Below are 24,284 nucleotides of genomic sequence, written 5' to 3' on the forward strand. Positions count from 1 at the left end.
CTTCCGACAGCTGCCGGGTCACTTGCCGCCGAAGCTGGTGGACACCGCGTCGTCGTCGTCGACGGTGCCGTCGACGGAGGAGACGATCCGCACGCCGACGTCGTCGATCGCGGCGATCAGCTCGTCGCCGGCGTCGAGGGTGACCGCTGCCGGGGCCTCGTCGCCGCCGTCCAGGTAGTGCTCGTTGAAGGCCCGACCGGCTTCGTCGTCGCCCCAGGGCCGGGCGGCGTTGAGGCCACGGATGGTGGCGGTCAGCCGGGTCCACTCCCCGGAGAGGCGCTCGACGGCACCGCCGAGCACGGCCCCGGCCGGTCGCACCAGGTCCGGGTCGACGAAGGTCTGTTGTGGTTCGGTCACCTGCGGTCACCTCCGGGCAGGTCGGCGTCGAGCTGGCGGAAGATGCCGTCCAGGTCGGCGTCCATGTGCGCCTGGAACTGCGCGTCCGGCACGAGCGGCCGGCAGATCCGCTCCACCTCGGCCATCGCCTGGTCGGCGGCGGTCCGGATGGTGTCGGTGATGGTGGCGGCGAGCTGTGACGCGTTCGGCTGCCGGTAGATGCGCGGATCCAGCTCCACCTTGGTCACCTGGCCGCGCGGCCCGACGGTCACCGTGACGAGGCCGTCGTCGGAGGTCACCGTCGCCGACACGGTGCGCAACTGCTGCTGTACGTCGCCGACACCCGCGCGCATTCGGTCGAACTGCGCCATGAGCTCGTCCGCGCGGGCCCGCAGCCCCTGCAGGTCCATGGTGTCCTCCCCGTCGCCGCGTCACCGGGGCACGACCGTACCGGCCGGGCACGGCTTCGTCCTGACGATACTGAATGTGTGCCAGTCGCACGAGCCCGCTCGGCCCGGCCGGCTCGGTACGATGCCCGCACCCCACCGGCTCGTCAGGAGGTCGACGGATGCGCTCACCGGCGTCGCCCCGGGCCCGGTTGCGGACCACGACCCGGGCCCGGTTGCGGACCACGTCCTGGGCCGGGCTGTTGGCTGCGGCCGTCACCGTGGTCGTCACGGCGGCCGTCCCGGGGGCACCGGCCGCCGCCGCGCCCGGCAGCTGCCGTAACCCGGCGCAGCCCGGTCCGGTGATCCCGCAGCTGTCGTGGCATCAGCGGTGGCTGGCGCCGGAGCGGATCTGGCCGGTCACCGACGGGTCCGGCGTCCGGGTGGCGGTGATCGACTCCGGGGTGGACGACGACCATCCGCAGCTGGCCGGCCGGGTGGCCGACGGCACCGACCTGCTCGACGTCGAGGACAGCGGCACCGTCGACTGTGCCTCGCACGGCACCGCCGTGGCCAGCCTGATCGCGGCCACTCGCCGCGACGGGGTCGGCTTCCACGGGCTGGCACCCGGGGTGACGATCGTGCCGGTGCGGGTCACCGAGCGGGTGCAGGCCGCCGAGGAGGGCCCTGGTTCGCCCGGTGCCCGGCTCGCCGAGGCGATCGACGTTGCGGTGGCGGCCGGCGCCGACGTGATCAACATGTCGTTGACGATGTACCGGGTGGACGAGGCGGTACGTGCGGCGGTGGAGCGGGCCCGCCGGGCCGACGTCGTCCTGGTCGCCGCAGCCGGCAACAACCATCAGCGCGGCGAGGTGCCCGATCCGACGCCGTACCCGGCGGGCTTCGACGGGGTGATCGGCGTCGGGGCGATCGACGAAACCGGCGTACGGCTGGCGGACTCGCAGGTCGGCGGGTACGTCGACCTGGTCGCACCGGGTGGGGCGGTCGTCGCGGCGAGCCGGGTCTCCGGGCACGAGGTGCTCAGCGGCACCAGCTACGCCACCCCGATGGTGAGCGCGGCGGCGGCGTTGCTGCGCGCCGCCGAGCCGCAGTTGTCGGCGGTGGAGGTGACCCGCCGGTTGCTCGCCACCGCCGACCCGGCGGCCGGCGGCCGCGCCGACGGCTACGGCCACGGGGTGGTCAACCCGTACCGGGCGATCACCGAGCAGCTCAGCGCGGCCGAGCCGGTGGCCGTGCCGGCGTTGCCGGCGGTCACCGAGGATCCGGCGGCGGTGGCCAGGGCGCAGCGGTGGCGGTCACTGGGGCTGGTCGCGGTGGCGGTGGCGGCCGCTGTGGCGATGATCGCGGCGGGGATCGTCGTGGCGGTCACCGCGCTGCCGTACGGGCGGCGTCGACGCTGGCGGCCGACCCGGTGGGCCGACGCACCGCCGGGCGGGGCACCCGCCACCAGCGGTGCCGGTGGCGCCGCCCGCGCAGGCGGGGATCCGGGCGCGGACCCGCAGGAGACGTTCTTCGTGGTGCCGGGCACCCGGATCCGGTGACCGGGGCCGGGCCGCGCAGGGGGTCCGGCCCGGTCACCGTACGGGTCACTCGAACTTGGCGCGGTTGGCCGCCTCGCGGGCCTGCATCCGGACAGCCGCCTCACGCAACGCCTTCTCGATCCGGGTGAGCAGGTCGTTGAGGTCGGTCGCCGCCGACTCCCACTCGGTCTGCCGGGCCAGGTACGCGGTCTGCGCGGAGCCTTCCCAGGTGGCCACCAGCGGCTGAATGCCGGTCTTGAGCCCGTCGAGCTCGGCCATCATGTTCTTGGCCGCCGCGCCGCAGTTGTCGGCGGCACCGTTCAACGCGGCGAAGTCGTAGCGAATATCCATCTCGGTCCCCCCGGTCAGAGCTTCAGCGCGGCGGTGATCTGACCGGCGGAGGCGCCGGCCGAATCCATCTCGGACTTGATCTCTTCGTCGCTGACTTCGTAGTCCTTACCGGCCGAGCCGACGGCCTCGGCGATCGACCGCAACGCGACGTTCAGCCGCGCCATGTCCTGGTCGAACGACTCGCGCACCTGCTGGAACGAGCCGGCACCGATGCCCTTCCACTGGTCGTAGAGAGGCATGAGCTGATCCATCAGCCGATTCAGGTTCGAGGTCAGCCGGTCCGCGACGCCGTCGACGTCCTTCTCGGTCTGGACCATCAGACCGGTATTGGTGTTCATCCCGCCGCTCATGGTGGAGTTTCACCCCGTCCTCTGGTGCGATGCCCCGAATTCGCAGGGGCGGTGCCGCATGGTGCGCCGACGCACCATCTGTCAACGGAAACGGTAGTTGCTGATGTCCAGTGGCGCCAGACCGTTGCCGCGCGTCCGACACTCACCGTACCGGAATTGAAGATCCACTGTAGTGGCTCAGGCCGGCTGCTTCGCTGCGACCGGATCCAGGGTCGGCCCGGCCGGTAGCCGCACCACCAGGCTGGTCGGCATCCGCACCGGCGTCGCCTGCGGATAGCCGAGCATCGCGGCCACCGCACGGTCCGCCAGCGGATACCGGATGCCGAGGTCGGTGACCAGGGTCAGCGTCCCGGCGGGGGCGTCCGGGCTGGGCAGCGCCTCCACCAGCGCACCGTGCCCCGGCGCGATCACCACCAGGTCGGCCAGCGGCACCCCGTCGGCGGTCCGCGACGGCGTGACCAGCGACTGCTCCACCGATTCGACCAGCGCGTCGAGCAGCACCTGCGGCTCGTGGCGGTCCGGGGCGTACCCGGCGCAGACACTCTGCTGGCCGTCGGTGAGCCGGACGATCTCCGGCCGACGTTCCGGCGCGGCGGCGGCGGTCTGCGCCGCACGCTCGGCCCGGGGCGCGGCGACCACGGCCGCCGCAGCGGCGGTACGCACCACCGGCTGCTCCCCGTCGTACGCCTCCCGGGTCGCGGGATCGGCCAGCAGCACCTCCGCCTGCAGTTCGGTCAACGGCAGCAGCCGGGCCCGTTCCGCCAGGTAGTACTGCCGGTCGCCGGCCTGGTTCTGCACCGCGTAGATCTCGCCGGTGACCGCGTCCGGCAGCGCCGTCGACGACTCCCCCCGGCCGGCCACCGCCCGGCTGCCGATCGGCTCCCCGGCCGGCAACGCGTTCAGCCACGCACCACCGACCAGCACGATCGGCTCGGACCGCAGGGTCAGCCCCTCCAGGACGATGTCCGGGTCGACCAGCTCGTGCCGCTGGTCGCGCCAGATCAGGTGCAACCGGCCGCTGTCGGCGTCGCGGACCAGCAGCGCCCCGGCACCGGCGGACCGGCCGCCGACCGGAGGCCGGCCGACCGTCAGCACCGTCCGGGTCGTCGCCTCGCCGGCCTGGTCCCGCACCACCTGGGAACACAGCGTCCAGCCGCCGGTCAGCAGCCGGTCCGCCGCAGGCAGGGCGTCCGGGGCGTCCGGGATGCCGATCCGCGCCCCGCGCGGCGCCACGTCCAGCGAGTTGCGGGAGACCCGGGTCAGCGGCGCGAAGCGTTCCAACGCCAGCACCGCCGACGTGTAGTTCACCACCGGGTGCAGGTGGCCGTCGCGGTACAGGTACCGGGTGCCGGTCTCCTTCTCCTGGATCACCGCGTCGCCGTCCTGCCAGCCGGTCGCTCCACCGGGGACGACGAAGCCGAAGATGCCGACCGCGCCGAGGCACAGCACGGCGACCATGATCCCACCCAGACCCGCCGCGCCGAGCCGGCCGAACGGTGCCGCGACCGGATCCGGATCCCGGGCGACCAGCGCGGACGTCATCCGCTGGACGAAGAACTGGTACGACTGGACCTGGTCGCGCCGCGACGGCATCCCTGGCCACCTCCCGACCGCCGGTGCCGCGTATCCCCACCACGCAGCGTGCTGCCTACCATAGGCTCCGGCTACCACGACGTACCCCGGGGTCCGACCCCCGGCGGCGAAGGGGCATCGATGATCGGACGCGACGAGGCGCTCGCGCTGGCCCGCGACTGGGCGACGACGCACGGCGCGGACCCGGCGGCCGAGATCGGCCTGTACGAGTTCGACCAGGGGTACGTGGCCTGGCTGGTCCCGACCGGGGACACCGGCAGCCACGACCGCGCCGAACCGGCGGGGCCGCCCGCGCCGCCGGCGACCAGCGGGTCGGCGCGCATCGTCGTCGACCGGCAGTCCGGCGTGGTCAGCCAGTGGCCGCCGCTTCCGGTGGCGGTCGTCGCCGCCCGGTACGCCGCCGAACGCTCCGCCGACCACCGGTTCCCGCCGGACGTACACCACGTGCTGACCACCGCCGGCTGGTTCGCCGGCCGCGACGTCACCGCCATGGTCGACCAGTGGTCGGCCCGGTGGGCCGGTGAACTCGACGGCCTGGTGATGAGCCCGGCCGCGCGGGCCGCCCTGGTCGAGTTCGGCGGCCTGACGCTGCCGCAGTTCGGCAGCGACGGTACGGCCGACGCCGGCTTCCCGACGTTCCTGCACCCGGTGCGCAGCGGACTGGTCACCGAGGAGGCCCGGGTATTCGTCGACGAGTACGACCACCCGGTGTTCCCGCTCGGCGGCAACTCCGACGGGCCGTCGGAGCTGGTCGTCGACGCCGCCGGCCGGGTGTTCCTGCTGCACTGGGCCGGCTACCAGTTCGTCGCCGGCAGCGTCGACACGGCGTTGACCCGGCTGATCCGGGGCGGGCCGTTCCCGCCGCTGCGCCCCGACCAGCTGTCGCCGCAGGACTGACGGTCAGCCGTCGGCCAGGGACGGCAGGCCGGTCAGCCGTCGGCCAGGGGACGGCGGTGGCCGGTCAGCCGTTGATCGCCCGCATGAAGCCGTAGAGGCCGAGCACGGCGCAGGCCACCGGCACCACCGCCAGCTGCAGCACCACGTCGAGCCCGTCACCGAGGCGGGCCAACCGGGGTGCCGGCGGCCGCCGGCTGTAGATCATCCCGGCCGCCACCACGAGGGCCACCACCAGCAGCACCGCCGGCAGCAGCGCGACCCGTACCCCGGTCGGCACGTCGGCCGCGCCGACCAGCACCAGCAGGGCGACCCCGGCCAGCCCGCCGACCAGCAGCGGCACCCGGTGCCGGACGGTCGGCACCAGCCGGGCCCGCAGCAGGAAACCCGCAGCCACCACCGCGACCAGCAGCAACGCGCCGACCGACGCCGCATCGGTGAGCACCGCCAGGGCAGCGGTGGCGGTCGCCGCCGCACCGAACATCAACCCGGTCAGCACCTCGTCGGCGCGCGCCGTCGCCTGGTAGATCTGCGCCCGGTCCGGCTGCGGATCGTCGCGGACCAGGTCCTCCGGGGTACGCGGCAACGACGGCATCGGCAGCTTTCCCGCCCGTACCGAGATCAGCGGCATCGCCGGCAGCAGCAACGTGACCAGGCTGACCACGACGGCGGCGGCCTTCGGCGCGTCCAGCGGGCCGACCGCCAGGGCCGCGCCGAGCACCCCGCCGACGCCGGTGAAGATGGCCGCGACGAACACCCGGCCGGCGTCGCCGACGGCGAGCATGCCGAGCAGGCCGGTCAACGCCAGCGCCGCCGCACCGGCCAGCACGTGCGGCGCCCCCAACGCGGTGATCCGGGCACCGTCGGCCAACGCCACCGCGCCACCGAGGAACGCGTACGGCAGGGCCACCGCCGTCAGGACCGCGCCGGCCAGCGAGTCGGCCATCGCCCGGGACAGCACCGTGCCGACGGCGACCAGGACGGCGGCCGTACCGAGCAGGGCCAGCCCGACGAGCAGCCCGACCTCGCCGGCGGTCACCACCGCGACCAGGGCCAGCAGCAACAGGACGGCGGTGACCAGCAGCCCGGTCGCCCGGGTCGCCCCCGGGGTCCACGGCCGGCCCCGGCGGCGGGCACCGGCCGCGACCGCCTCCATCAGGTCGTCGTAGGCCAGCTCCGGCCAGTCGGTCCGGCGGGGCAGCAGGTGCAGGGTCTCGCCGTCGCGGACCTGCTGGGCGGCGAGGGTACGGGTCAGGTCGAGAGTGGAGCCGTCGGTACGGCGCAGCGCCCAGCCGCCGTCGGCCGTACCGTCGGAGGGGTCCTCTTCGGCGTGGCGCAGCACCGCCGGCAGCAGACCGACCAGCGGAAGGTGCTCGGGCAGGGCCAGATCGATCCGTCGGGTCGGTGCCACGACGGCGATCCGGGCGAGTCCGGTTCCGGCCTGGGTGACCACTGCTGACTCCTCGTCGATGCCGCGGGCTGTCCTGACTCGAGAAGGCTACCTACCATGTGCCGGTGCCATCGGTGCCGGTAGTGCGACGGCAGCCGGGTGTGACGACGACGGGGAGGGTCGATCCGTGGGTACGGTCGTGATTCGGCGTCCGACGCGCCAGCCGGAGCCGGAGTACCCGTCCGGGGAGGTGCTGCTCGACGCGCCACCGGAGCTGCCGGCCCCGACCGGCCGGTCCTGGGGGCAGCTGATGATGCTGCTGCCGATGCTGGCCGGCTCGGTGGCGATGGCCCTGATGTACGCCGGCCGGGGCGGTTCGACGCTGAGCTACGTCGCCGGTGGCCTGTTCGGACTCTCCGCGCTCGGCATGCTCGCCTCCCAACTGACCGGCCAGGCCAGCGGGCCGAGCAAACAGGAGATGGCGCAGCGCCGCCGCGAGTACATGGCGCACCTGTCGCGGCAGCGCCGCCGGGTGCTGCGTACCGTCCGCCAGCAGCGGGAGGCCGCGTTCTACCGGCACCCCGACCCGCAGGCGCTGTGGTCGGTGCCGGTCGGCCCCCGGCTGTGGGAGCGCCGTCGTGGTGACGCCGACTTCGCCACCGTACGGGTGGGTCTGGGGCCGCAGGAGCTGGCGACGCCGCTGGTCCCGCCGCCGCCGACGGCGCTGGAGAAGCTGGAGCCGATGTGCGCGCTGGCGCTGCGCCGCTTCCTCACCACCTACGCCTCGGTGCCGGACCTGCCGGTCGACATGGCGTTGCGCGGCTTCGCCCGGGTGCACCTGCGCGGCGACGCCGACGCCGCCCGCAGCCTGGTACGGGCGGTGATCTGCCAGGCCGCCGCGTTCCACGCCCCGGACGACGTGCTGGTGGCGGTCTGCGCGGCACCGGCCCGGCGGGACCAGTGGGAGTGGACCAAGTGGCTGCCGCACGCGCTGCACCCGACCCGTACCGACGCGATGGGGGCGTTGCGGCTGGTGTCACCGACGGTGACCGGGCTGGAGGCGATGCTCGACGACGTGCTGGCCAACCGGCCCCGGTTCAACGTCTCCGGTGGCGGTACGGCCGCACCCGGCCCGCACCTGCTGGTCGTCATCGACGGCGGCGACCCGGCCGGGTCCGACCACCTGATGACCGAGGGCGGGGTCGAAGGGGTGACGATCCTCGACCTGTCCGAGCCGCCGCCGCGCGTACTGGACCGGGCGCGGCTGCTGCTGGAGCTGGCCGCCGACGGGGCGATGACCAGCGTGACCCTGGACGGGCGGGTCGCGATCGGCACCGCCGACAGCTGCGCCGTCGCCGAGGCCGAGGCGTTGGCGATGCAACTGGCGCCGCTGCGGCTGTCCGCCGCGTCCCGGGGCGAACAGCCGCTGCACCAGGAGCAGGACCTGGCCGACCTGCTCGACCTGGGAGACCCGTACGAGTTCGACGTGGACCGGGCCTGGACGCCCCGGCCCAACCGGGACCGGCTGCGGGTGCCGCTCGGGCTGACCCCCGACGGTACGCCGGTCGAGCTGGACCTGAAGGAGTCCGCGCAGGACGGGATGGGCCCGCACGGCCTGCTGATCGGCGCGACCGGTTCCGGCAAGTCGGAGCTGCTGCGGACGCTGGTGCTGGCCCTGGCCGCCACGCACTCGTCGGAGACGTTGAACTTCGTACTGATCGACTTCAAGGGTGGTGCGACGTTCACCCGGCTGGACAAACTGCCACACACCAGCGCGGTGATCACGAACCTCTCCGACGAGCTGCCGCTGGTCGACCGGATGACCGACGCCATCAACGGCGAACTGGTCCGCCGCCAGGAGCTGCTCCGCTCGGCCGGCAACTACGCCTCGCAGCGCGACTACGAGAAGGCGCGGGCGGCCGGCGCGCCACTGGACCCGATGCCGGCGCTGCTGATCATCTGTGACGAGTTCTCCGAGCTGCTGACCGCCAAACCCGACTTCATCGACATGTTCGTCCAGATCGGACGCGTCGGCCGGTCGTTGAGCGTGCACCTGCTGCTCGCCTCACAGCGGCTCGAGGAGGGCCGGCTACGCGGCCTGGACACCCACCTGTCGTACCGGATCGGCCTGCGGACCTTCTCCGCCATGGAGAGCCGGGTCGTCCTCGGCGCCACCGACGCCTACGAACTGCCCCGCTCCCCCGGCCACGGCTACCTGCGCTTCGGCACCGAACCGCTGGTCCGGTTCCGGGCCGCGTACGTCTCCGGCACGTACCGCAGCAAGACCGCCGAAGCGGTCGCTGCCGGCGACGGCGACGACCGCGTCCAGGAATACACCACCCAGTACGTCGCACCCCGGCTGCCCACCGCCGCCCGTACCCCCGAACCCGAACCGACCGACGCCACCGGCGAAAGCCTGCTCGACATCCTGGTCGGCCGGCTCGCCGGCCGGGGCAAACCGGCCCACCAGGTGTGGCTGCCGCCGCTCGGCGACCCGATGACCCTCGACCAGCTGCTCTCCCCGCTGGCCGCCGACCCGGAACGCGGCCTCACCGCCGCCAGCCCCGCCCTGCAGGGCGAACTACGGGCCGCCGTCGGCGTCATCGACAAACCGTTCGAACAGCGCCGCGACGTCCTCTGGCTGGAACTGGCCGGATCCGCCGGACACGCCGTCATCGTCGGCGGCCCACAGAGCGGCAAGAGCACCCTGCTGCGGACCGTCGTGTCCGCCCTCGCCCTCACCCACACCCCGCGCGAAGTGCAGATCTACTGCCTCGACCTGGGCAGCGGGGCACTCACCGCACTGCGCGACCTGCCGCACGTCGGCGGCGTCGCCACCCGGCTCGACGCCGGCCAGGTCCGCCGGACCATCGCCGAACTGCGGCTGCTGATGGCCCAGCGGGAACGCCGCTTCGCCGAACGCCGCATCGACTCGATGGCCACCTACCGGCGGGAACGCCGCCACGGCGGACACACCGACGACCCGTTCGGAGACGTGTTCCTGGTCATCGACGGGTGGGCCGCCGTACGGGGCGAGTTCGAGGACCTGGAACCGGCGATCACCGACATCGCCAACCGGGGACTGTCGTTCGGCGTACACCTGGTGATCACCGCGAGCCGGTGGATGGACCTGCGGCCCGCCGTACGGGACGTCTTCGGCACCCGACTGGAGCTGCGCCTCGCCGACGCCAGCGACTCCCACCTGGACCGACGGGCCGCGATGAACGTGCCGGACAAGGCACCCGGCCGGGGCATCACCCCCGACGGCATGCAGTTCCTCGCCGCACTGCCCCGCGCCGACGGCGACGCCGACAGCGAGACCCTCACCGACGGCGCCCGCCGCTTCGTCACCGACATCGCCGCCGCCTGGCAGGGGCCGGGCGCGCCACCGGTACGGCTGCTGCCGGCCGAGGTGCCGTACGACAGCGTGCCCGACACCGGCCGGCCCGGCGTGCCGATCGCCATCGCCGAGGCCGACCTGCAGCCGGTGCACCTCGACCTCGGCACCGACCCGCACTTCATCGTCTTCGGCGACGGCGAGTCCGGCAAGAGCAGCTTCCTGCGGGCCTTCGCCCGGGGCGTCACCGACCGCAACGACCTGACCCAGGCCCGGCTCATCGTCGTCGACTACCGGCGCAGCCTGCTCGGCGACATCAGCAAGGAACACCAGATCGGGTACGGCACCTCGGCCCAGGTCACCGAGGGCATGATGACCGAAGTGGTCAACGTGATGCGCGACCGGCTACCCCCGGCGGACGTCACCCCCGAACAGCTAAGGGCCCGCAGCTGGTGGCGCGGCCCCGATCTGTACCTGCTGGTCGACGACTACGACCTGGTCGCCGGCGGCGGCGGCAACCCGCTGCTGCCGCTGCTGGAGTTCCTGCCCCAGGCCCGCGACATCGGGCTGCACCTGGTGATCGCCCGACGCAGCGGCGGCGCGAGCCGCGCCCTGTACGAGCCGATCCTGATGCGGCTGCGCGAACTCGGCAGCCCGGGGCTGGTCATGTCCGGCAACCGCGACGAAGGGGTGCTGCTCGGCAACGTCCGGCCGGGCCCGCTGCCCCCGGGCCGGGGCTGGCTGGTCACCAGACGGGAAGGCACTCGTCTCGTCCAGTTGCTACACCTACCGTCCACAACGTGACGGACGGTTCACACCCGTTGCGGTAACGCGATAGTTTTGTCGTTGCCGATGCGTGTACGGCACCCGGGGGAGGAGCACATGGCGGACGACAGTTGGTTGGTCAACGAAACGATCAACGTCGACATCGAGCAGCTCGACGACTTCGCCCAGTGCGTGATGGACGAGTTGCGGCTCAACTTCCAGCCAAGCCTGGAGGGCGGCATCAACCACATGCTCGCCATCCCGGTGCCGTTCGGCGGCTCCGGCCTGTCCGAGGGCCGGTTCTTCCAGGGCCGTCACGACGAGAACCGCAGGGCTGCCACGCTGCTGCTCGGCGAGGTGGCGAAAGGGCTCGCCTCGTTGGCCACCGCCGCAAAGTCGATCTCCGCCGAATACCTCGACGGCGACGCCCTCGCCGCAGCCGACCAGAAGACCATCTATGCCGCGTTCACGAACCTCGACGGCAATGAGACGCTCAGCGGACTCTGGCAGAACGCCGAAAACGGTGTCCAGGACCCCAGCCTGGCGGTCGGCGAGCCGGAGCCGGAGTCCTCCGCATACGCCCCGCAGTCGGCTGAGCCGGGTCTTTCCCTGTACGAGGCGGAGACCGTCGGCGACGGCGACGGCGCGTACGACATCGCGGGCGACGACGAAGACATGCACCACGATGACCTCAAGAGTCCGCCGGCGGACCACTGATCGGCACGGATAGCGGCCTCAAGGAGCGAGGATGTCCGGGGACTACTTCGGTTGGCGGCCGGTGTCGGTGCCGTACCCGTACAGCGGGAACGACTACGTCACCTACGACGCGTCGGATCCGAACCAGCGCTACGAACCCACCGTCTGGGACAAGGAAACGACCACCATCGAGACGATGTGGGGTTGGATCCAGAACGAGAGCGACGAGCGGGTGGTCGCCGTCGCCGAAATGTGGCACCGGATCAGCGTGCTGCTCGAAAGCACCCGCAACAACCTGCAGCGGTACGCGACCGCGCTGGCCGACCGGTGGCAGTCCCCGGCCGGTGAGTACTTCATGCAACGGGTCGGTGCCACCCTCTACTCGCTCGACGAGTGGAAGGAGGCGGCCGACAGCAACCGCCGTGGGCTGGAGCAGCTGGCCACGAAGATCGAGTCCACCCAGCGGGAATTCCGCAGCCTCTGGGAGCAGTACACCGTGGAGGCCGCCGACCCGGACAAGGGTCTGCAGTGGTCCGACACCTACGACTGGATCCCCGGGACCACCGGTCGGACCCGCAAAGACGTGATGGACGACTACTACGAGCGCGCCCGGGACATCATCAAGCCGCTGGCCGACATGTACATCGACGTGTACCTGAGCCACATCACCCGGGGCACCGCTTTCAAGGGCCCGACCGACGCAGCAATTGTCGACCCAGCGTTCACTATGCCGCCCAGCGGGCCCGGGATTCCGCCGGGTGTCCCGCCCGGTGGGGCACCGGGTGCGCCGCCGACGCGACCCGACCTGGTCAGGCCCGGCGCCCCGCCGGCCGGCCTCGACACGGGCCCCGGGGCACCGCCGTCCGCACCGCCGCCGGTGATGCCGGACGGGCTGAACCTGGCCGGCGGCACGGTCGCCCCACCGACCGCCCCGCCCCCGGTGCCCACCCCCGGACCGCCCGGTGCCGGTCCGGCCCCGAGCCCACCTCCTGCCGTGGTGCCGCCCGGCATGACACCACCCGGCCCGCGCCCCGGCACACCGGGGGTCAACCGGCCGGCTCCGCCGCCCGCCGGTGCCAACCGTCCGAACACCGGTCGGCCACCCGGACCGCCACGGCCGACCCTGCCCGGAGCGGGTGGACCACCGCCGGGGAATCCGGCTTCGCGCGGGCCGGCCCCGAACCGCCCGACCCTGCCGGGCAGCACCGGCCCGGGCACCGGTGGACGGCCGGCTCCCCCGGCCAACCGGCCGACCGGTCGCGGCACCCCGCCGACCGCACCGCAACTGCCGGGCAGCACAGCCAGCCGACCGGCCAAGCCGACCGGCACGGGTGCCGGCCGACCGGCCACTCCGCCACCCAGCCTCGGCGGGCAACGCCCGCGCCCAGCTGGCGGGTCGACGGCCGGCGCACCCCGGCTGCCCACGCCGCCCGCAACCGGAGCCGCCGGCAAGGCGGCGCCGACCGCCCCGCGACTGTCCGGCCGCGCGGCACCGGCCAGCCGCACCGGTGGCACCAGGGCACCCGGTCCGGTGCTCGGCGGTCAGCGCGGTGCCGGCCCGGCGGCGGGCAGCGGTCGCGCCCGCACCGGCCGCACCTCCGAGGAGCCGCAGACCTGGGCCCACGGTGACGGCGACGACGAGCTGTGGGAGACCGAGCGGGCCGGTACCGGCACCATCGACGCCCCGACCGAGCGCCCCCCGCAGGAGCAGGGCCGGACCCTGGGCCGGCAGTGACGACAACCGACAGCCGGGCATCGTCGGGCAAAGGCCCTGGAGCGGTATCATCCGGTCACGGTGTCGGTCGCTCCGCGACCGCTCGACGGAGAGGAGTGCACCGCCCATGGGTGCCGCCCGGCGTCTGACGGCCCTGGCGGCCGCCACTGTGGTCGGCGCGCTCGGCGCGACCGGGCTGCCCGTCGGCCCGGCCTGGGCCGACGACATCCGGGACCGGTCCTGGCACGTCGAGGCGATGCGACTCGCCGAGGTGCACCAGATCACCCAGGGCGACGGGGTAACCGTCGCCGTCGTCGACACCGGAGTCGACGCCAGTCACCCCGACATCAAGGACAACATGCTGCCCGGCGCGGATCTGAACGACGCCGACAGCAAGGGCCACATCGACCGGCGCAACCACGGCACCGGCATGGCGTCACTGATCGCCGGTCACGGGCACGGGCCGGGTGGGCGCGACGGCGTGCTCGGGGTCGCCCCGAAGGCGAAGATCCTGCCGTTCACCCTCTCCAGCACGAGGACCGAGATCATCCGACCGGAGTCCATTGCGCTTGGGATCACCTGGGCGGTCAACAATGGCGCCGACATCATCAACGTCTCTCTCTCCGGCTCCTCGAACGCGGCACTCGAACAGTCCGTCAAGTACGCCTACCGGCACGGAGTCATCGTCGTCGCCGGTGTCGGGAACCGCCGCGACATCTTCATCGGCGAGCCGGCCCGCAGCGAGTGGACCATCGCGGTGACGAGTAGCGGGCGCGACCGAGGGCTGAGCCCGGAGTCGATCCGGGCAGAGGAAACCACCATCGCCGCGCCCGGAGAGGAAATCGTCCGGGCTGAGGTTGGCGGGGGTTACTACACGCAGGACGGCGCCAGTGCTGCCACCGCGTTGGTGTCGGGGGCGTTCGCGCTGCTCAAGTCCAGGTTCCCGGACGAGGACCAGGGCCAGCTCTTCCAACGCCTGGTCGGCACCGCGTACGACGCCGGCCCGCCCGGCAAGGACCTCGACTTCGGCTGGGGCATCCTCGACATTTACGCCGCGCTCACCACCGAGCCGGACGACCGGGCCAGCCCGCGGCCGTCGCCGACCGCGTCACCGGACCCGATCGCGTACCTACCGCCCGAGCCGGGCTACTCGTTCGGCATGGACGAGGCGATCGGCATGCTGATCTTCTTCACCATCCTCGGCACGCTGGTCACCGGGGTCGTCCTGTTGATCCGTTGGCTGCGGCGACGGTCCCGGCGTACGGCGGCCCGGGACGGCCCGTCCGGCGTACCGGAACCGGCTGCGCCGGAGGCCGGCGTACCGCTGCCGCAGCCGGTGACCGCACCAGGGGCGGGACCGGCATCGCAGACACCGCCGACCGGCGAGGATGACGACACGGTCTGGCGACCACCGCCCCGCTGACCTGTTTACATCGCCGTCGACCGGCGATGGAGAGGACGTACCCCCGATGGTGCCCGACGTGTCCGAACCGGCTGCCGCCCCCGCTGCCGCCGCACCCCGGCGGCCGGCGGTCGTCGTCGCGGCGGTGCTGTTGGCGCTCCCGACCGCCGTCCTCTGGCTGGTCGCCGGGGTCGCGATCCTGCGGGTCGGGTTCGGTGCCGAGGGACTCGCGGCGTTCCTCATGTGGATCATCGCGGCGGGGATCTTCGGGATCTGCCTCCTGCTGGTCCTGATGACCCTGGGCGGGATGCGGGTCGTCTGGACCGGCGGCCCGAACATGCTGCAGCTGCCGGCCGGGGCCACGATCGGGCTGGTCCTGGTGATCCCGGGCGTGCTGCTGCTGCTCGGCCGGATCGACTACAACGGGACCATGGTGGCGCCGATGATCGTCGGTGGGTTGGCCGGGCTGGCCCTGATCCTGTTGGAGACCCCGCCGGCCCGCCGCTGGGTGGGGCACCGCCCGTAGCCGCGGCTGGGCCGTTGGCTAGTCCGCCGGCTGGTCCGTTGGCAGCCAGCGGCGCGCCGCCCGGTCGTAGCTGGCCAGGAGTTCGTCACCGCCGTCGTGGTGCAGCACCCGCAGCTGCGCCCCGTCCGGCACCACCAGCGACCGGTGTTGCGGTCCGCCGTCGAGCCAGCTCGGCGGCGTGTCCGGGCCGGGCGTCCAGCGCAGCACCGGCACCCATTCGTCGTCGACGGTGAACGGCGACTCCGGGCCGAGCAGGGCGAGGCGGGCGTACAGCCGTCGGGGGGTGTCCCGGCCGGGGCCGTGCCAGCGGTGCACGACGCCGGCCACCCGGTCGTAGTTGTCCGACACGTACGCCTGCAGGTAGCGGTGCGGGACGACCACCTGCATCCGTACCGGCAGGTCCGGATCCAGGTCCGGATCCTGGTCCGGCGGGTCGGACCCGGACTCGATGGGGCCGGCGGCCGCGCCGGTGACGGTACGGCGTACCTCGTCGAGCCAGCCACTGACCTCCCGTACCGCCGTGCCCGGCAGGCTCACCGCGAACGGGGTGCCCGGGTCGACGGCGAGGTGCCAGCCCGGGTCTGGCCAGTGCGCGAAGAGTTGCACGCTGCTGGCGGCCACTGTCGCCGGCGGGTCGTCGAGGGCCTGTCGCAGCAGCGCCGGTGAGGTGAAGACCGGCACCGACGGGTTCCCGTCGGCGTCCGGCACGCACCACCAGGGGAAATCCGGGTCGGTCAACCCTGGCACCACCCCGGTGGCCGGCGGGGCCAGCGGTACGGTGAACTCGGCCTGCAGCAGCGCGGCCATCAGGGCGTCCGGGTCCTCGGCGGCCACGGCGTCCCGCAGCGCCCGCGCCACGTCGCCGGCGGTGCCGCCGCCCACCGTCGACAGCTGGTCGCGCAGTTCGCTGGCGGGCAGCAGCACGGCGGTCGGTGACCCGGGGTCGACGGCCAGGCACCAGCCGTCGGGCAGGTTGGCGGCCACCTCGGCGAACTCCACTGTGACGTACTGGACGGACTGGCCCGGCAGGGCGTCGGCGATGGCCTGCGGCGAGGTGAAGGCGAGCACGTGCGGCGTACCGTCATGGTCGACGGTGGGCCAGGCGAACGGTGCCCGTCCGGCGGCGGTGTCGTCGGAGACCGGCAGCAGCAGCGGCCCGGTCACCAGGTGCCGTCCTCGGCGACCCGCTGCGGTGCCAGCCCGAGGACGAGTGCGGTGATCGCCTGCGGCACGGACGCGCCCAGGTACCAGTCGCCGCCGTGGTCGAGCACGAACACCCGCTGCCGGGCGTCGACGACGAGGATGCCCCGGCCGTCGCCTTCCACCCCGAGCGGGCTGACCGGCACCCCGAGGGCGTCGCCGAAGGTGGCGAGGGTCGCCACGGTGTGCACCGCCCGCATCGGGTCCAGGTGCAGGGTGCTGGGGGCGACGGCCGTGCCGGGGCCGTCGGACACCACGTGCAGACCGCCGAAGTCGGCGTACGCCTCGATCGCCGGACCGACGACGGCGTGTTGCCGGCCGTCGCGGCCGACGTGGCCGGCGACCCGCAGCGCCCAGTCCCGGCCGCGCCGGGCGTCCCGGTGGCCCGGCTGCCAGCCGGCCCGGGTCAGGACGGCGAGCACCTCCGGCGGAAACTCGGGCGGAGGCCCTGGCGGGACCTCGTCGGCGGCGGTCACCGCAGCACCTCCACGCCGGCCCAGTCGAGCAGATTCTGGCAGGTACGGCAGGGGGCGACGGCGGTGCCGTGGGCCGGGTCGTCGGGCTCCCGGACCAGCGTGAGCCGCAGCCGTGCCCCCCACAGGGCCGCCCGGGCGGCGGCCGGGGACAGCTCGGCCTGGCCGGTGCGCTGCGCGACGGCGTAGAGCCGGTCGGAGAGCAGGACCGGTTCGGCGCACCAGCCGGCGTAGCGTTCCCGCTGGGCCACCGGCACCTCGTGCAGCAGCCGCCGGATCAGCGGGTGCAGCTGCGGGGCGACGTCGCCCCGGACCGACGTGTGGGTGTGGACCTGCCCGTCGACCAGCAGGGCGGCCGCAGCCAGCGGCAGCATCCGGACCTGCGCCACGGCTCTCCTTCCCCCGGTGGACCGGCGTCACGGTAGAGGGTAGACAACCGGTGCCGTGTGCACCGGACACCCGGGTTGGGACGGCTGAGATATCGTCGGGATCCCCTGTCCCGCCATGCATGAAGCCCGGAGCGATGACGCGCACCCTGACTGTCTGTCCGGACCGGCCCGGCGCATATCCGTCGATCGGCGACGCTCTCGCGGCGGCGACCGACGACACGGTGGTGTCGGTCGCCCCGGGCACCTACTACGAGGCGCTGTTCGTCAACGACCGCCGGATCACCGTGGTCGCCGCGCAGGGCCCCGGCACGGTCACGGTCGACGCGTCCAGCGGTACGTACCCGACGGTGTCCGCCAACGGCGGTGTGCTGGAGTTGCGGGACCTGGTGCTGCGGGCCGGTGACGCGCCTGCGGTGGCGGTGGACCGGGCCGAGTTGACGATGTCGGGGTGCCGGCTGCACGCCGGGTTCGGCGCGGGTGTGACGATCGGTGGCCGCTCCCGTTTCGCCCTCACCCGCTGCACGGTCGCCGGGGCCCGGCACGGCCTGGTCGTCGAGGACGCCGACGGCACCGTGGACGGTTGCGAGTTCACCGACCTCGCCGAGGACGGGGTGATCGTCCGCATCGGTGCGGCCCCGACAATCCGGGCGTCCACCATCAGTGGCTGCGGCAACCGTGGCGTGTACGTCTACCAGCACGGCCGGCCCACGTTGGAGACCTGCGAGATCTCCGGTACCGGCGGTGCCGGGGTGGCGGTCGCCCACCAGAGCGCGCCGACGATGCGCCGCTGCCGGATCCGCGACACCGGTGGTCCGGCGGTGTCGTTCGGGCGGGGCTGCGGCGGCAGCGTCGAGGAGTGCAGCACCGAGAACACCGCGACCCCGGCGTACGAGGTGGCCGACGGCGCGGATCCGACGATCGTCACCGGTACGGCGAGCCGCCGGGCCGTGTTCGGGGCGGCCGCCGCCCAGCACACCGGTGGGCAGGACACGGCCCGCGCCGACGAGTTGCTGGCCGAGTTGGACGCGATGGTCGGGCTGGAGTCGGTCAAGGACGAGGTCCGGTCCCTGATCGACGAGATCCAGGTCAACGAGTGGCGGCGCGGGGCCGGGTTGCCGGTCAGCGCGGTCAGCCACCATCTGATCTTCGCCGGTGCGCCGGGGACCGGTAAGACGACGGTCGCCCGGATCTACGGCGAGTTGCTGGCCGCGTTGGCGGTGCTGCCGGGCGGCCCGTTCAGGGAGGTGTCGCGGCGGGACCTGGTCGGGCAGTACCTCGGGCACACCGCCGAGAAGACCGCCGCCGTGTTCGAGCAGGCCCGGGGCGGGGTGCTGTTCATCGACGAGGCGTACACGCTGTCCCGGTCGTTCGGCAGCGGCGGCGACTTCGGCCAGGAGGCGATCGACACCTTGGTGAAGCTGATGGAGGACCATCGGGACGAGATCGCGGTGATCGCCGCCGGCTACACCGTCGAGATGGTCCAGTTCCTCGACGCCAACCCCGGTCTGGCGTCCCGGTTCGCCAAGACCATCGAGTTCGGCAACTATTCGCCGCAGCAGCTGGTGGTGATCGTCGAACGGATGGCTGCCACCGACGAGTACCTGCTGGCCGACACGGTGCCGCAGGTGCTGCTTGCGCATTTCTCGGCGGTGCGCCGGGACGAGAACTTCGGCAACGCCCGCGAGGCCCGCAAGCTTTTCGAGGGGGTACGCAAGGCGCAGGCGCAACGGTTGCGGCAGTCCGGTCAGCGGCCGAGCCTGGACGATCTGCGTACGGTGACCGAGGCCGACGTACGGGCGGCGACCGGCAGATGAGCGATGACCGCTGAGCCGCCGCCCGGACCGGACCCGTACCGGGGTGCCGTGTCCGGGCAGCCGTGGGTGCCGCAGCAGCGCCCGGCTGCCACGCACGCTGATCCGGAGTCGGCGGCGGCACCGACGTCGGCACCCCGGTCGGCACCGCCGCCCCGGCTCGGCGGGGCCGGCCAGCGCACCGCCGCCGCCGGTCACGTCGGCACCGCCGCTGGCCAGGTCGGCGCCGCCGGTCAGGTGGCCGGTTCCGGGCAGGGTGCGGCGGCCGGCGCCGCGCGGGCCGGTGTCGCTCCACCGGCACCGCAGGCGGCGGCCGTGGGTCGGACCCGGGCCGCCGGGGCTGCGCGGGTGCCGGTGTTCGGCGAGGCCGCAGCCGGGGCCTCGGCTGCCGCCGCGCCGGTCGGCCGCATCCGGCCACGTCGGATCCGGCCCGGTACGGGGCCGTTCGCGTTGGGGCAGCTCGTCTACTGGCAGTTGGCGCTGACCGCGCTGCTCGCCGCGTACCAGCGGGGGCCGATGACGGCGCTGCTGGCCGCGGCGGTCCTGGTGCCGCTGGTGGCACCGACGGTCGTGCGGGTGCGGGGCCGCTGGCTGTACCAGTGGCTGGCGGTGTGGCTGCGGTTCCGGTTGCGGTCCCGGCGGCTGCCCGCCGGGGGTGGCAACCGGGCGCTGGACCTGCTGCGCTTCGTGGCCGACCCGGCGACGGTCGGCGCGGTCGAGGTGGCCGGGCGGACGGCCGCGACGATCAGCCACAGTGGTGGGTTGTGCGGCGTACTCGAGCTGGACCCGGCCGACGGTTCGCTCTTCGTCGGGTCGGCGCTGAGCCTGCCGTCGCCGGCGACGCTGCTGCCGGCGGCCGATCCGGCGGCTCCGCCGGTGGCGGTGCAGCTGCTGGTCCAGGTGGCGGCCGCGCCGCGCGCCGGCCGGGGTCTGGTGGAGCGTTCGTACCGGGAGTTGACCGGCGGTGACGTGCCGGCGCACCGGCGGGCCTGGCTGGTGGTCCAGGTGATGCGGACCCCGGACAGTTACACCGACACGGTGCTGACGCCGGTGCTGGTGTCGGCCCTGCGGCGGGTGCAGCGCCAGCTGAAGCAGGAGCGGATGCCGGCCCGGCTGTTGGGGCGCGACGACCTACTGACCGCGATCGGCTACCTCGCCGCGCTGCCGGGTCGGTTGGACGCCGGCAACGTGTACGGCACCGCCAGTGACCGGGTGACCGCGCAGGAGACCTGGCACGCGTGGTGGAGTGGCCAGGTGCCGCAGGTCTGCCGCCGGCTGCTGCGCTGGCCGGAGCTGCCGTGGCAGCTCGACGACGTACTGCGGCAGTTGCCGATGGTCGACACGGTGGTGTCGGTGGCGGTGACCCGGGAGCCGCCGCATCCGACGCAGGTCGGCGACCAGGAGGTGATCGTGTCGGCGGCGGTCCGGCTGACGGCTACCGACCCCGCGACGCTGGCCGCCGGCGACCATGCGCTGACCGAGGCGGTACGCGAGCGCGGTGGCCTGACTGAACGGATCGACGGCGAGCACGCCCAGGGTCTGGCCGCCACGTTGCCACTCGGGGGTTTCCTGCCGTGACCGGTCCCTTGTCGATGGATCCACCGGCCGGGCTGCACACCGCCGGGCCGGAGGCGTTGGGTGACGTGCGGCTGCGGGCCGGCGGGGACGGCCTGGTCGTCGGGCGTAACCGGCAGGGCGAGGCGGTGTCGGTACGGCTGTTCCGTCCCGAACCGACCCGGCTGCTGCTGGTCGGCGGTCTGCGGTGCGCGCAGTTGCTGGCGTTGCGGGCGTTGGCGCTCGGCGCGCACCTGTTCGTGGCGTCGGCCCGGGAGCCGGACTGGCACGGGTTCGCGCACCAGTGCGGGCTGGGGCGGGAGTCGGTGTCGTTCCTGCCGCCGGGTACCCGGCCGCCGGATCCGCCGTCGCCGGCGCATCCGCAGTTGCTGGTGGTCGACGTCGGCCCGTCGGTGGGCGCGCTGCCGGACGTCGGTGCCCCCTGGCGGGCGACCCTGGTGGTCCGCAGCGATCTGGGCAGTTGGGATCTGGATCCGTTGGTCCGCAGCGACCTGGTGGTGTTCCAGCGGTTGACCGAGGCCGAGGCGGGGCTTGCCGCGTCGACGTTGGGGTTCACCGGGGCGCAGAGCTGGTTGTCGCGGATCCACCCGGAGATGGTCGGGCTGGTCGGCCAGGGCCGGCTGCAGTGGGTGATGCTGCATCCGACGTCGATGGAGGCAGCCCTGCTCGGCCCGGTAGGCCGGCCCTGACAACGCCGACCACGGGCCGGACGCGCCGGCCCTGACCCGCTGGTTACGGCCCGGTCAGCTGGCGCGTAGTTCGGTCACGTCGGTGGCGCCGCGCAGGAACAGCAGCCCGATGCCGACCGTGGCCAGGGCGGCCAGCACCGCCCCGGCCCCGAGCAGGGCCAGGTCGTCCAGCGGCACCGGCACCGCGAGGGTGACCCCGGGGTGTTCGATGATGCGGCCGTGCAGCTCCCGGTCCTCAGCGGTCCGGCAGGCGTCCGCCGGTTCGCAGTATCCGGTCGACTGGGATCCAGAGGAGACCTCGGTGCCGAGTGCCCGGACCAGCATGGTCCCAGCGGCCAGCGCCACCAGGGTCGCCGGCAGCAGCGGGGTGAGGGTCTGCACCAGGATGGAGCGGGCGAGGACGCCACGCGGCACCCCGGTGGCGACCAGTGCGGCGTTGGCGCGGCGGCGTTCGACGACGCTCTCGGCGACCGCGACCGCCAGACCGGCGGCGGCGATCGTCAGGCCGAGCAGGACCGCGATGTTCACCAGGGTGACCGCGTTGAAGTAGAAGCTGTCGTCGCTCGGGTAGTAGGGCTGCCCGCTCTGCTCGGCGAGCAGCCGGCCGACCTGTTCCCGGCTGTCGAACTCGGCCGCCATGTAGGCGCGGTAGCCGGCGGTGCCGGCACCGAACAGGACGCAGACCAGCAACGCGGCGAAGGTCCGGGCACCGTGCCACGGGTCGGCGGTCAGCCGTCGGGCGGCGAGCAGGGTCGCGGGGCGGCGGGCCACCCGGTGCAGCAGCTGCCCGCTGACGTAGGAGATCCAGCCGGTGCCGGTGGCGACGCCGATCGCGACGGCGAGCGCGCCGACGAAGCCGACCAGGAGTACGATCCACAGTGGTTCACCTCGGCCGACGGTCCAGTCGAGCAGCGGCCGGAACACGAAGGCGAGCGCCAGTCCGCCGAGGATCAGGACGCCGGGCCACCAGCCGGGTCGGCCGACCCGGCCGCTGCGCCGTACGCCGAACGGTGTGACGACGACGCCGCGCAGCATCGCGGCGGCGACCCCGGTGGCCAGCAGCGGGATGCCTGCCACGATGAGCAGCAGGGCCCAGGCCGGGGGCAGGACGTCGGTGGGCAGCGGCAGGAGTCCGAGCTCGTCGGGGCGGTGCAGTAGCCGCCGGCCGACCAGGTAGCCGGCGAGTCCGATGCCGGTGCCGAGCGTAGCGGCCAGCCCGGTTTCGGTGGCGGCCAGCGCCCGGACCTGGTTGGGGGTGCCGCCGGCCAGCCGGATCGCGGCGAGCCGGCGGCTGCGGGCCGGCGCGCCGAGCCGGGCGCACTGTCCGGCGAGGGCGAGCACCGGGATCGCCAGCAGGAACAGGGTGATGGCGACGCCGGGCCGCAGGCCGGCTTCGGCGAGCAGCGCCGGGCCGTACTGCGGGGACCGGTTGGAGCGGTCGTCGAAGACCGTGGGTACGGCGATGACCGTCGCCGCGGCCAGGAAGGTGAGGGTGGCCAGGGACGCGGCGGTGGCGGTGAGGACGATCCGTACGGTGTCGGTGCGGGTGCCGGCGAGGCCGAGCCGCAGCAGGGCGGTCGGGCGGATCACGACCCGGCCGCCTGGGTGACGACCTGGCCGAGCCCGGCCGGGTCCACCTCGCCGTCACGCAGCAGGATCTCCCGGTCGGCGTACCCGGCGACGCGGGGTTCGTGGGTGACCAGTACGACGGCGGTCCGCTGTTCGCGGGCGATCCGGACCAGCTGGCCGAGGACCTGTTCGCCGGCGAGGCTGTCCAGCGCGCCGGTGGGTTCGTCGGCGAAGAGCACCCGCGGTTCGGTGATCATCGCGCGGGCCATGGCGCAGCGTTGCTGCTCGCCGCCAGACATCTCGCCGGGTACGGTGTCGGCCCGGTCGGCGACGCCGAGCCGGTCCAGCCAGGTGAGCGCCGCTGTCCGTGCTGCTCGCCGCCCCGTGCCGGCGAGTAGCAGGGGCAGGGCGACGTTCTCCGCAGCGGTCAGCTCCGGGACGAGCTGGCCGAACTGGAACAGCACCCCGAACTCGGTACGCCGCAGCACGGCGCGGGCCGATTCGGAGAGCAGGTCGATGCGCTGGTCGCGGTAGTGGACCTCGCCGGCGTCCGGGCGCAGGATGCCGGCGAGGCAGTGCAGCAGGGTGGACTTGCCGCAGCCGCTCGGTCCGGTGACGGCGACGATCTCGCCTTCGGCGACGTCGAGGGTGACGCCGCGCAGCGCCGGGGTGGCGCCGTACGAGCGGACCACTCCCCGGCCGGCGAGCACCGTTTCGCTGGTTGTCACTGGTGCACCTCCCGGTGCAGGTCGGCGACGCGCCCGACGGTGGCGTCGAGCCAGCGCAGGTCGGCGTCGAGATGGTTGATGGCGTAGTCGGCGGCGACGATCTCGCCGAGGGTGGCGTCGGGGGTGGTCTTGGTGCGGGTGAGTTCGCGGATCCGGGCGGCGTGTGCGGCGCGTTGGGCGGCCAGGTAGCGCCGGGCGCGCTGCGGGTCGTCGATCAGCAGGGCGACGACGACCTTGGCGAGCAGGGCGCTGGTGACGTACGGGGCGGGTGCCTCGATGGCGTCGAGCCAGGTGTCGAGGGCGGCCCGGCCGGTGTCGGTGAGGGCGTACGAGGTGCGGTCGGGTCCGGCGGCGCGGTCGCGCTGCGCCTCCTCGACGAGGCCGTCGCGCTGCATCCGGCCGAGGGTGGCGTAGACCTGGCCGAACGCGATGGGTTTGGCGCGGGGCAGCCGCTGGTCGTGGTCGCGTTTGAGCTCGTAGCCGTGCCGGGGGCCACGGGACAGCAGCCCGAGGAGAACGTGGACGGTGGACACCTGGCCAACTATTCACTGAGCGAATAGCCGCTGTCA

At 73.7% G+C, this 24,284-nt stretch carries 22 protein-coding genes; 10 read left to right on the top strand and 12 right to left on the bottom strand.

Annotation, left to right across the window (positions count from 1 at the left end):
• Positions 1-18: 18 nt before the first annotated feature.
• Both O7608_RS03130 and O7608_RS03135 read right to left on the bottom strand, forming a co-directional pair.
• Positions 19-357: a hypothetical protein gene (locus O7608_RS03130; protein WP_289208554.1), complete on the bottom strand. Its 339-nt coding sequence runs from the start codon at positions 355-357 to the stop codon at positions 19-21.
• Positions 354-746: a YbaB/EbfC family nucleoid-associated protein gene (locus O7608_RS03135; protein WP_289208555.1), complete on the bottom strand. Its 393-nt coding sequence runs from the start codon at positions 744-746 to the stop codon at positions 354-356. Before O7608_RS03135 ends, O7608_RS03130 begins: the two co-directional genes overlap by 4 nt.
• A gap of 158 nt (positions 747-904) precedes the next feature.
• Between O7608_RS03135 and mycP the strand changes: the two genes are divergently transcribed.
• Positions 905-2,284 carry a type VII secretion-associated serine protease mycosin gene (gene mycP / locus O7608_RS03140; protein WP_289208556.1) on the top strand — a complete coding sequence of 460 codons (1,380 nt, stop codon included), beginning with the start codon at positions 905-907 and terminating at the stop codon, positions 2,282-2,284.
• 45 nt (positions 2,285-2,329) lie between these two features.
• Here the strand turns inward: mycP and O7608_RS03145 are convergent, their stop codons facing one another.
• From O7608_RS03145 to eccB, 3 genes are all read right to left on the bottom strand, one after another.
• Positions 2,330-2,614: a WXG100 family type VII secretion target gene (locus tag O7608_RS03145; RefSeq protein WP_289208557.1), complete on the bottom strand. Its 285-nt coding sequence runs from the start codon at positions 2,612-2,614 to the stop codon at positions 2,330-2,332.
• A 14-nt stretch (positions 2,615-2,628) separates the two neighbouring features.
• Entirely contained in the window at positions 2,629-2,964 is a 336-nt protein-coding gene (locus O7608_RS03150) for a WXG100 family type VII secretion target (RefSeq protein WP_289208558.1), read from the bottom strand.
• A gap of 177 nt (positions 2,965-3,141) precedes the next feature.
• A complete protein-coding gene (eccB, locus tag O7608_RS03155) occupies positions 3,142-4,557 on the bottom strand; it encodes a type VII secretion protein EccB (RefSeq protein WP_289208559.1) in 1,416 nt (471 codons plus the stop codon).
• 120 nt (positions 4,558-4,677) lie between these two features.
• Here eccB and O7608_RS03160 point away from each other — a divergent pair, with 120 nt between their 5' ends.
• Positions 4,678-5,454 carry an SUKH-3 domain-containing protein gene (locus tag O7608_RS03160; protein ID WP_289208560.1) on the top strand — a complete coding sequence of 259 codons (777 nt, stop codon included), beginning with the start codon at positions 4,678-4,680 and terminating at the stop codon, positions 5,452-5,454.
• A 64-nt stretch (positions 5,455-5,518) separates the two neighbouring features.
• On the opposite strand, the gene eccD is transcribed toward O7608_RS03160, so the two are convergent.
• On the bottom strand, positions 5,519-6,904 hold the full coding sequence (gene eccD, locus O7608_RS03165) for a type VII secretion integral membrane protein EccD (RefSeq protein WP_289208561.1): 1,386 nt from the start codon (positions 6,902-6,904) through the stop codon (positions 5,519-5,521).
• A 124-nt stretch (positions 6,905-7,028) separates the two neighbouring features.
• On the opposite strand from eccD, the gene eccCa reads away from it, so the two are divergent.
• The 5 genes from eccCa (at position 7,029) to O7608_RS03190 (ending at position 15,281) form a co-directional block, all read left to right on the top strand.
• On the top strand, positions 7,029-10,982 hold the full coding sequence (eccCa, locus tag O7608_RS03170; RefSeq protein WP_289208562.1) for a type VII secretion protein EccCa: 3,954 nt from the start codon (positions 7,029-7,031) through the stop codon (positions 10,980-10,982).
• 78 nt (positions 10,983-11,060) lie between these two features.
• Entirely contained in the window at positions 11,061-11,660 is a 600-nt protein-coding gene (locus tag O7608_RS03175; protein WP_289208563.1) for a hypothetical protein, read from the top strand.
• A gap of 31 nt (positions 11,661-11,691) precedes the next feature.
• A complete protein-coding gene (locus O7608_RS03180) occupies positions 11,692-13,374 on the top strand; it encodes a WXG100 family type VII secretion target (RefSeq protein ID WP_289208564.1) in 1,683 nt (560 codons plus the stop codon).
• A gap of 106 nt (positions 13,375-13,480) precedes the next feature.
• On the top strand, positions 13,481-14,776 hold the full coding sequence (locus O7608_RS03185; RefSeq protein WP_289208565.1) for a S8 family serine peptidase: 1,296 nt from the start codon (positions 13,481-13,483) through the stop codon (positions 14,774-14,776).
• A 58-nt stretch (positions 14,777-14,834) separates the two neighbouring features.
• Positions 14,835-15,281: a hypothetical protein gene (locus O7608_RS03190; RefSeq protein WP_289208566.1), complete on the top strand. Its 447-nt coding sequence runs from the start codon at positions 14,835-14,837 to the stop codon at positions 15,279-15,281.
• Between the two features lie 18 nt (positions 15,282-15,299).
• Here the strand turns inward: O7608_RS03190 and O7608_RS03195 are convergent, their stop codons facing one another.
• Genes O7608_RS03195 through O7608_RS03205 form a run of 3 tightly spaced genes read right to left on the bottom strand, consistent with a single transcriptional unit; the run spans position 15,300 to position 17,343 of the window.
• Positions 15,300-16,445: an SseB family protein gene (locus O7608_RS03195; RefSeq protein ID WP_289208567.1), complete on the bottom strand. Its 1,146-nt coding sequence runs from the start codon at positions 16,443-16,445 to the stop codon at positions 15,300-15,302.
• The gene (locus tag O7608_RS03200) at positions 16,442-16,957 is read right to left on the bottom strand and encodes an SUKH-3 domain-containing protein (protein ID WP_289208568.1); all 516 of its coding nucleotides are present in this window, start codon (positions 16,955-16,957) and stop codon (positions 16,442-16,444) included. The genes O7608_RS03195 and O7608_RS03200 overlap by 4 nt, the downstream gene beginning before the upstream one ends.
• Complete coding sequence (locus O7608_RS03205) at positions 16,954-17,343, bottom strand: YwqJ-related putative deaminase (RefSeq protein ID WP_289208569.1); 390 nt, start codon at positions 17,341-17,343, stop codon at positions 16,954-16,956. Before O7608_RS03205 ends, O7608_RS03200 begins: the two co-directional genes overlap by 4 nt.
• Positions 17,344-17,477: 134 nt before the next feature.
• Here O7608_RS03205 and O7608_RS03210 point away from each other — a divergent pair, with 134 nt between their 5' ends.
• Genes O7608_RS03210 through O7608_RS03220 form a run of 3 tightly spaced genes read left to right on the top strand, consistent with a single transcriptional unit; the run spans position 17,478 to position 21,418 of the window.
• Entirely contained in the window at positions 17,478-19,157 is a 1,680-nt protein-coding gene (locus O7608_RS03210; protein WP_289208570.1) for a right-handed parallel beta-helix repeat-containing protein, read from the top strand.
• Positions 19,158-19,160: 3 nt separating this feature from the next.
• On the top strand, positions 19,161-20,732 hold the full coding sequence (eccE, locus tag O7608_RS03215; RefSeq protein WP_289208571.1) for a type VII secretion protein EccE: 1,572 nt from the start codon (positions 19,161-19,163) through the stop codon (positions 20,730-20,732).
• Positions 20,729-21,418 carry a hypothetical protein gene (locus O7608_RS03220; protein ID WP_289208572.1) on the top strand — a complete coding sequence of 230 codons (690 nt, stop codon included), beginning with the start codon at positions 20,729-20,731 and terminating at the stop codon, positions 21,416-21,418. The genes eccE and O7608_RS03220 overlap by 4 nt, the downstream gene beginning before the upstream one ends.
• A 54-nt stretch (positions 21,419-21,472) precedes the next feature.
• Here the strand turns inward: O7608_RS03220 and O7608_RS03225 are convergent, their stop codons facing one another.
• From O7608_RS03225 to O7608_RS03235, 3 genes are read right to left on the bottom strand one after another with little or no spacing between them, the layout of a single operon-like run.
• Positions 21,473-23,008, bottom strand: a complete 1,536-nt coding sequence (locus tag O7608_RS03225; RefSeq protein WP_353850491.1) for an FtsX-like permease family protein — start codon at positions 23,006-23,008, stop codon at positions 21,473-21,475.
• Entirely contained in the window at positions 23,005-23,715 is a 711-nt protein-coding gene (locus O7608_RS03230) for an ABC transporter ATP-binding protein (protein WP_289208573.1), read from the bottom strand. Before O7608_RS03230 ends, O7608_RS03225 begins: the two co-directional genes overlap by 4 nt.
• Positions 23,712-24,248, bottom strand: a complete 537-nt coding sequence (locus O7608_RS03235) for a PadR family transcriptional regulator (RefSeq protein WP_289208574.1) — start codon at positions 24,246-24,248, stop codon at positions 23,712-23,714. The genes O7608_RS03230 and O7608_RS03235 overlap by 4 nt, the downstream gene beginning before the upstream one ends.
• Positions 24,249-24,284 lie beyond the last annotated feature (36 nt).

This window comes from Solwaraspora sp. WMMA2056, assembly GCF_030345095.1.
Classification (GTDB): Bacteria; Actinomycetota; Actinomycetes; order Mycobacteriales; family Micromonosporaceae; genus Micromonospora_E.

Bases quoted from the DNA above. Each gene is read 5' to 3' on its own strand.
- O7608_RS03135 (WP_289208555.1), bottom strand. From the start codon at position 746: ATGGACCTGCAGGGGCTGCGGGCCCGCGCGGACGAGCTCATGGCGCAG.
- mycP (WP_289208556.1), top strand. From the start codon at position 905: ATGCGCTCACCGGCGTCGCCCCGGGCCCGGTTGCGGACCACGACCCGG.
- O7608_RS03145 (WP_289208557.1), bottom strand. From the start codon at position 2,614: ATGGATATTCGCTACGACTTCGCCGCGTTGAACGGTGCCGCCGACAAC.
- O7608_RS03150 (WP_289208558.1), bottom strand. From the start codon at position 2,964: ATGAGCGGCGGGATGAACACCAATACCGGTCTGATGGTCCAGACCGAG.
- eccB (WP_289208559.1), bottom strand. From the start codon at position 4,557: ATGCCGTCGCGGCGCGACCAGGTCCAGTCGTACCAGTTCTTCGTCCAG.
- O7608_RS03160 (WP_289208560.1), top strand. From the start codon at position 4,678: ATGATCGGACGCGACGAGGCGCTCGCGCTGGCCCGCGACTGGGCGACG.
- O7608_RS03175 (WP_289208563.1), top strand. From the start codon at position 11,061: ATGGCGGACGACAGTTGGTTGGTCAACGAAACGATCAACGTCGACATC.
- O7608_RS03180 (WP_289208564.1), top strand. From the start codon at position 11,692: ATGTCCGGGGACTACTTCGGTTGGCGGCCGGTGTCGGTGCCGTACCCG.
- O7608_RS03185 (WP_289208565.1), top strand. From the start codon at position 13,481: ATGGGTGCCGCCCGGCGTCTGACGGCCCTGGCGGCCGCCACTGTGGTC.
- O7608_RS03210 (WP_289208570.1), top strand. From the start codon at position 17,478: ATGACGCGCACCCTGACTGTCTGTCCGGACCGGCCCGGCGCATATCCG.
- eccE (WP_289208571.1), top strand. From the start codon at position 19,161: ATGACCGCTGAGCCGCCGCCCGGACCGGACCCGTACCGGGGTGCCGTG.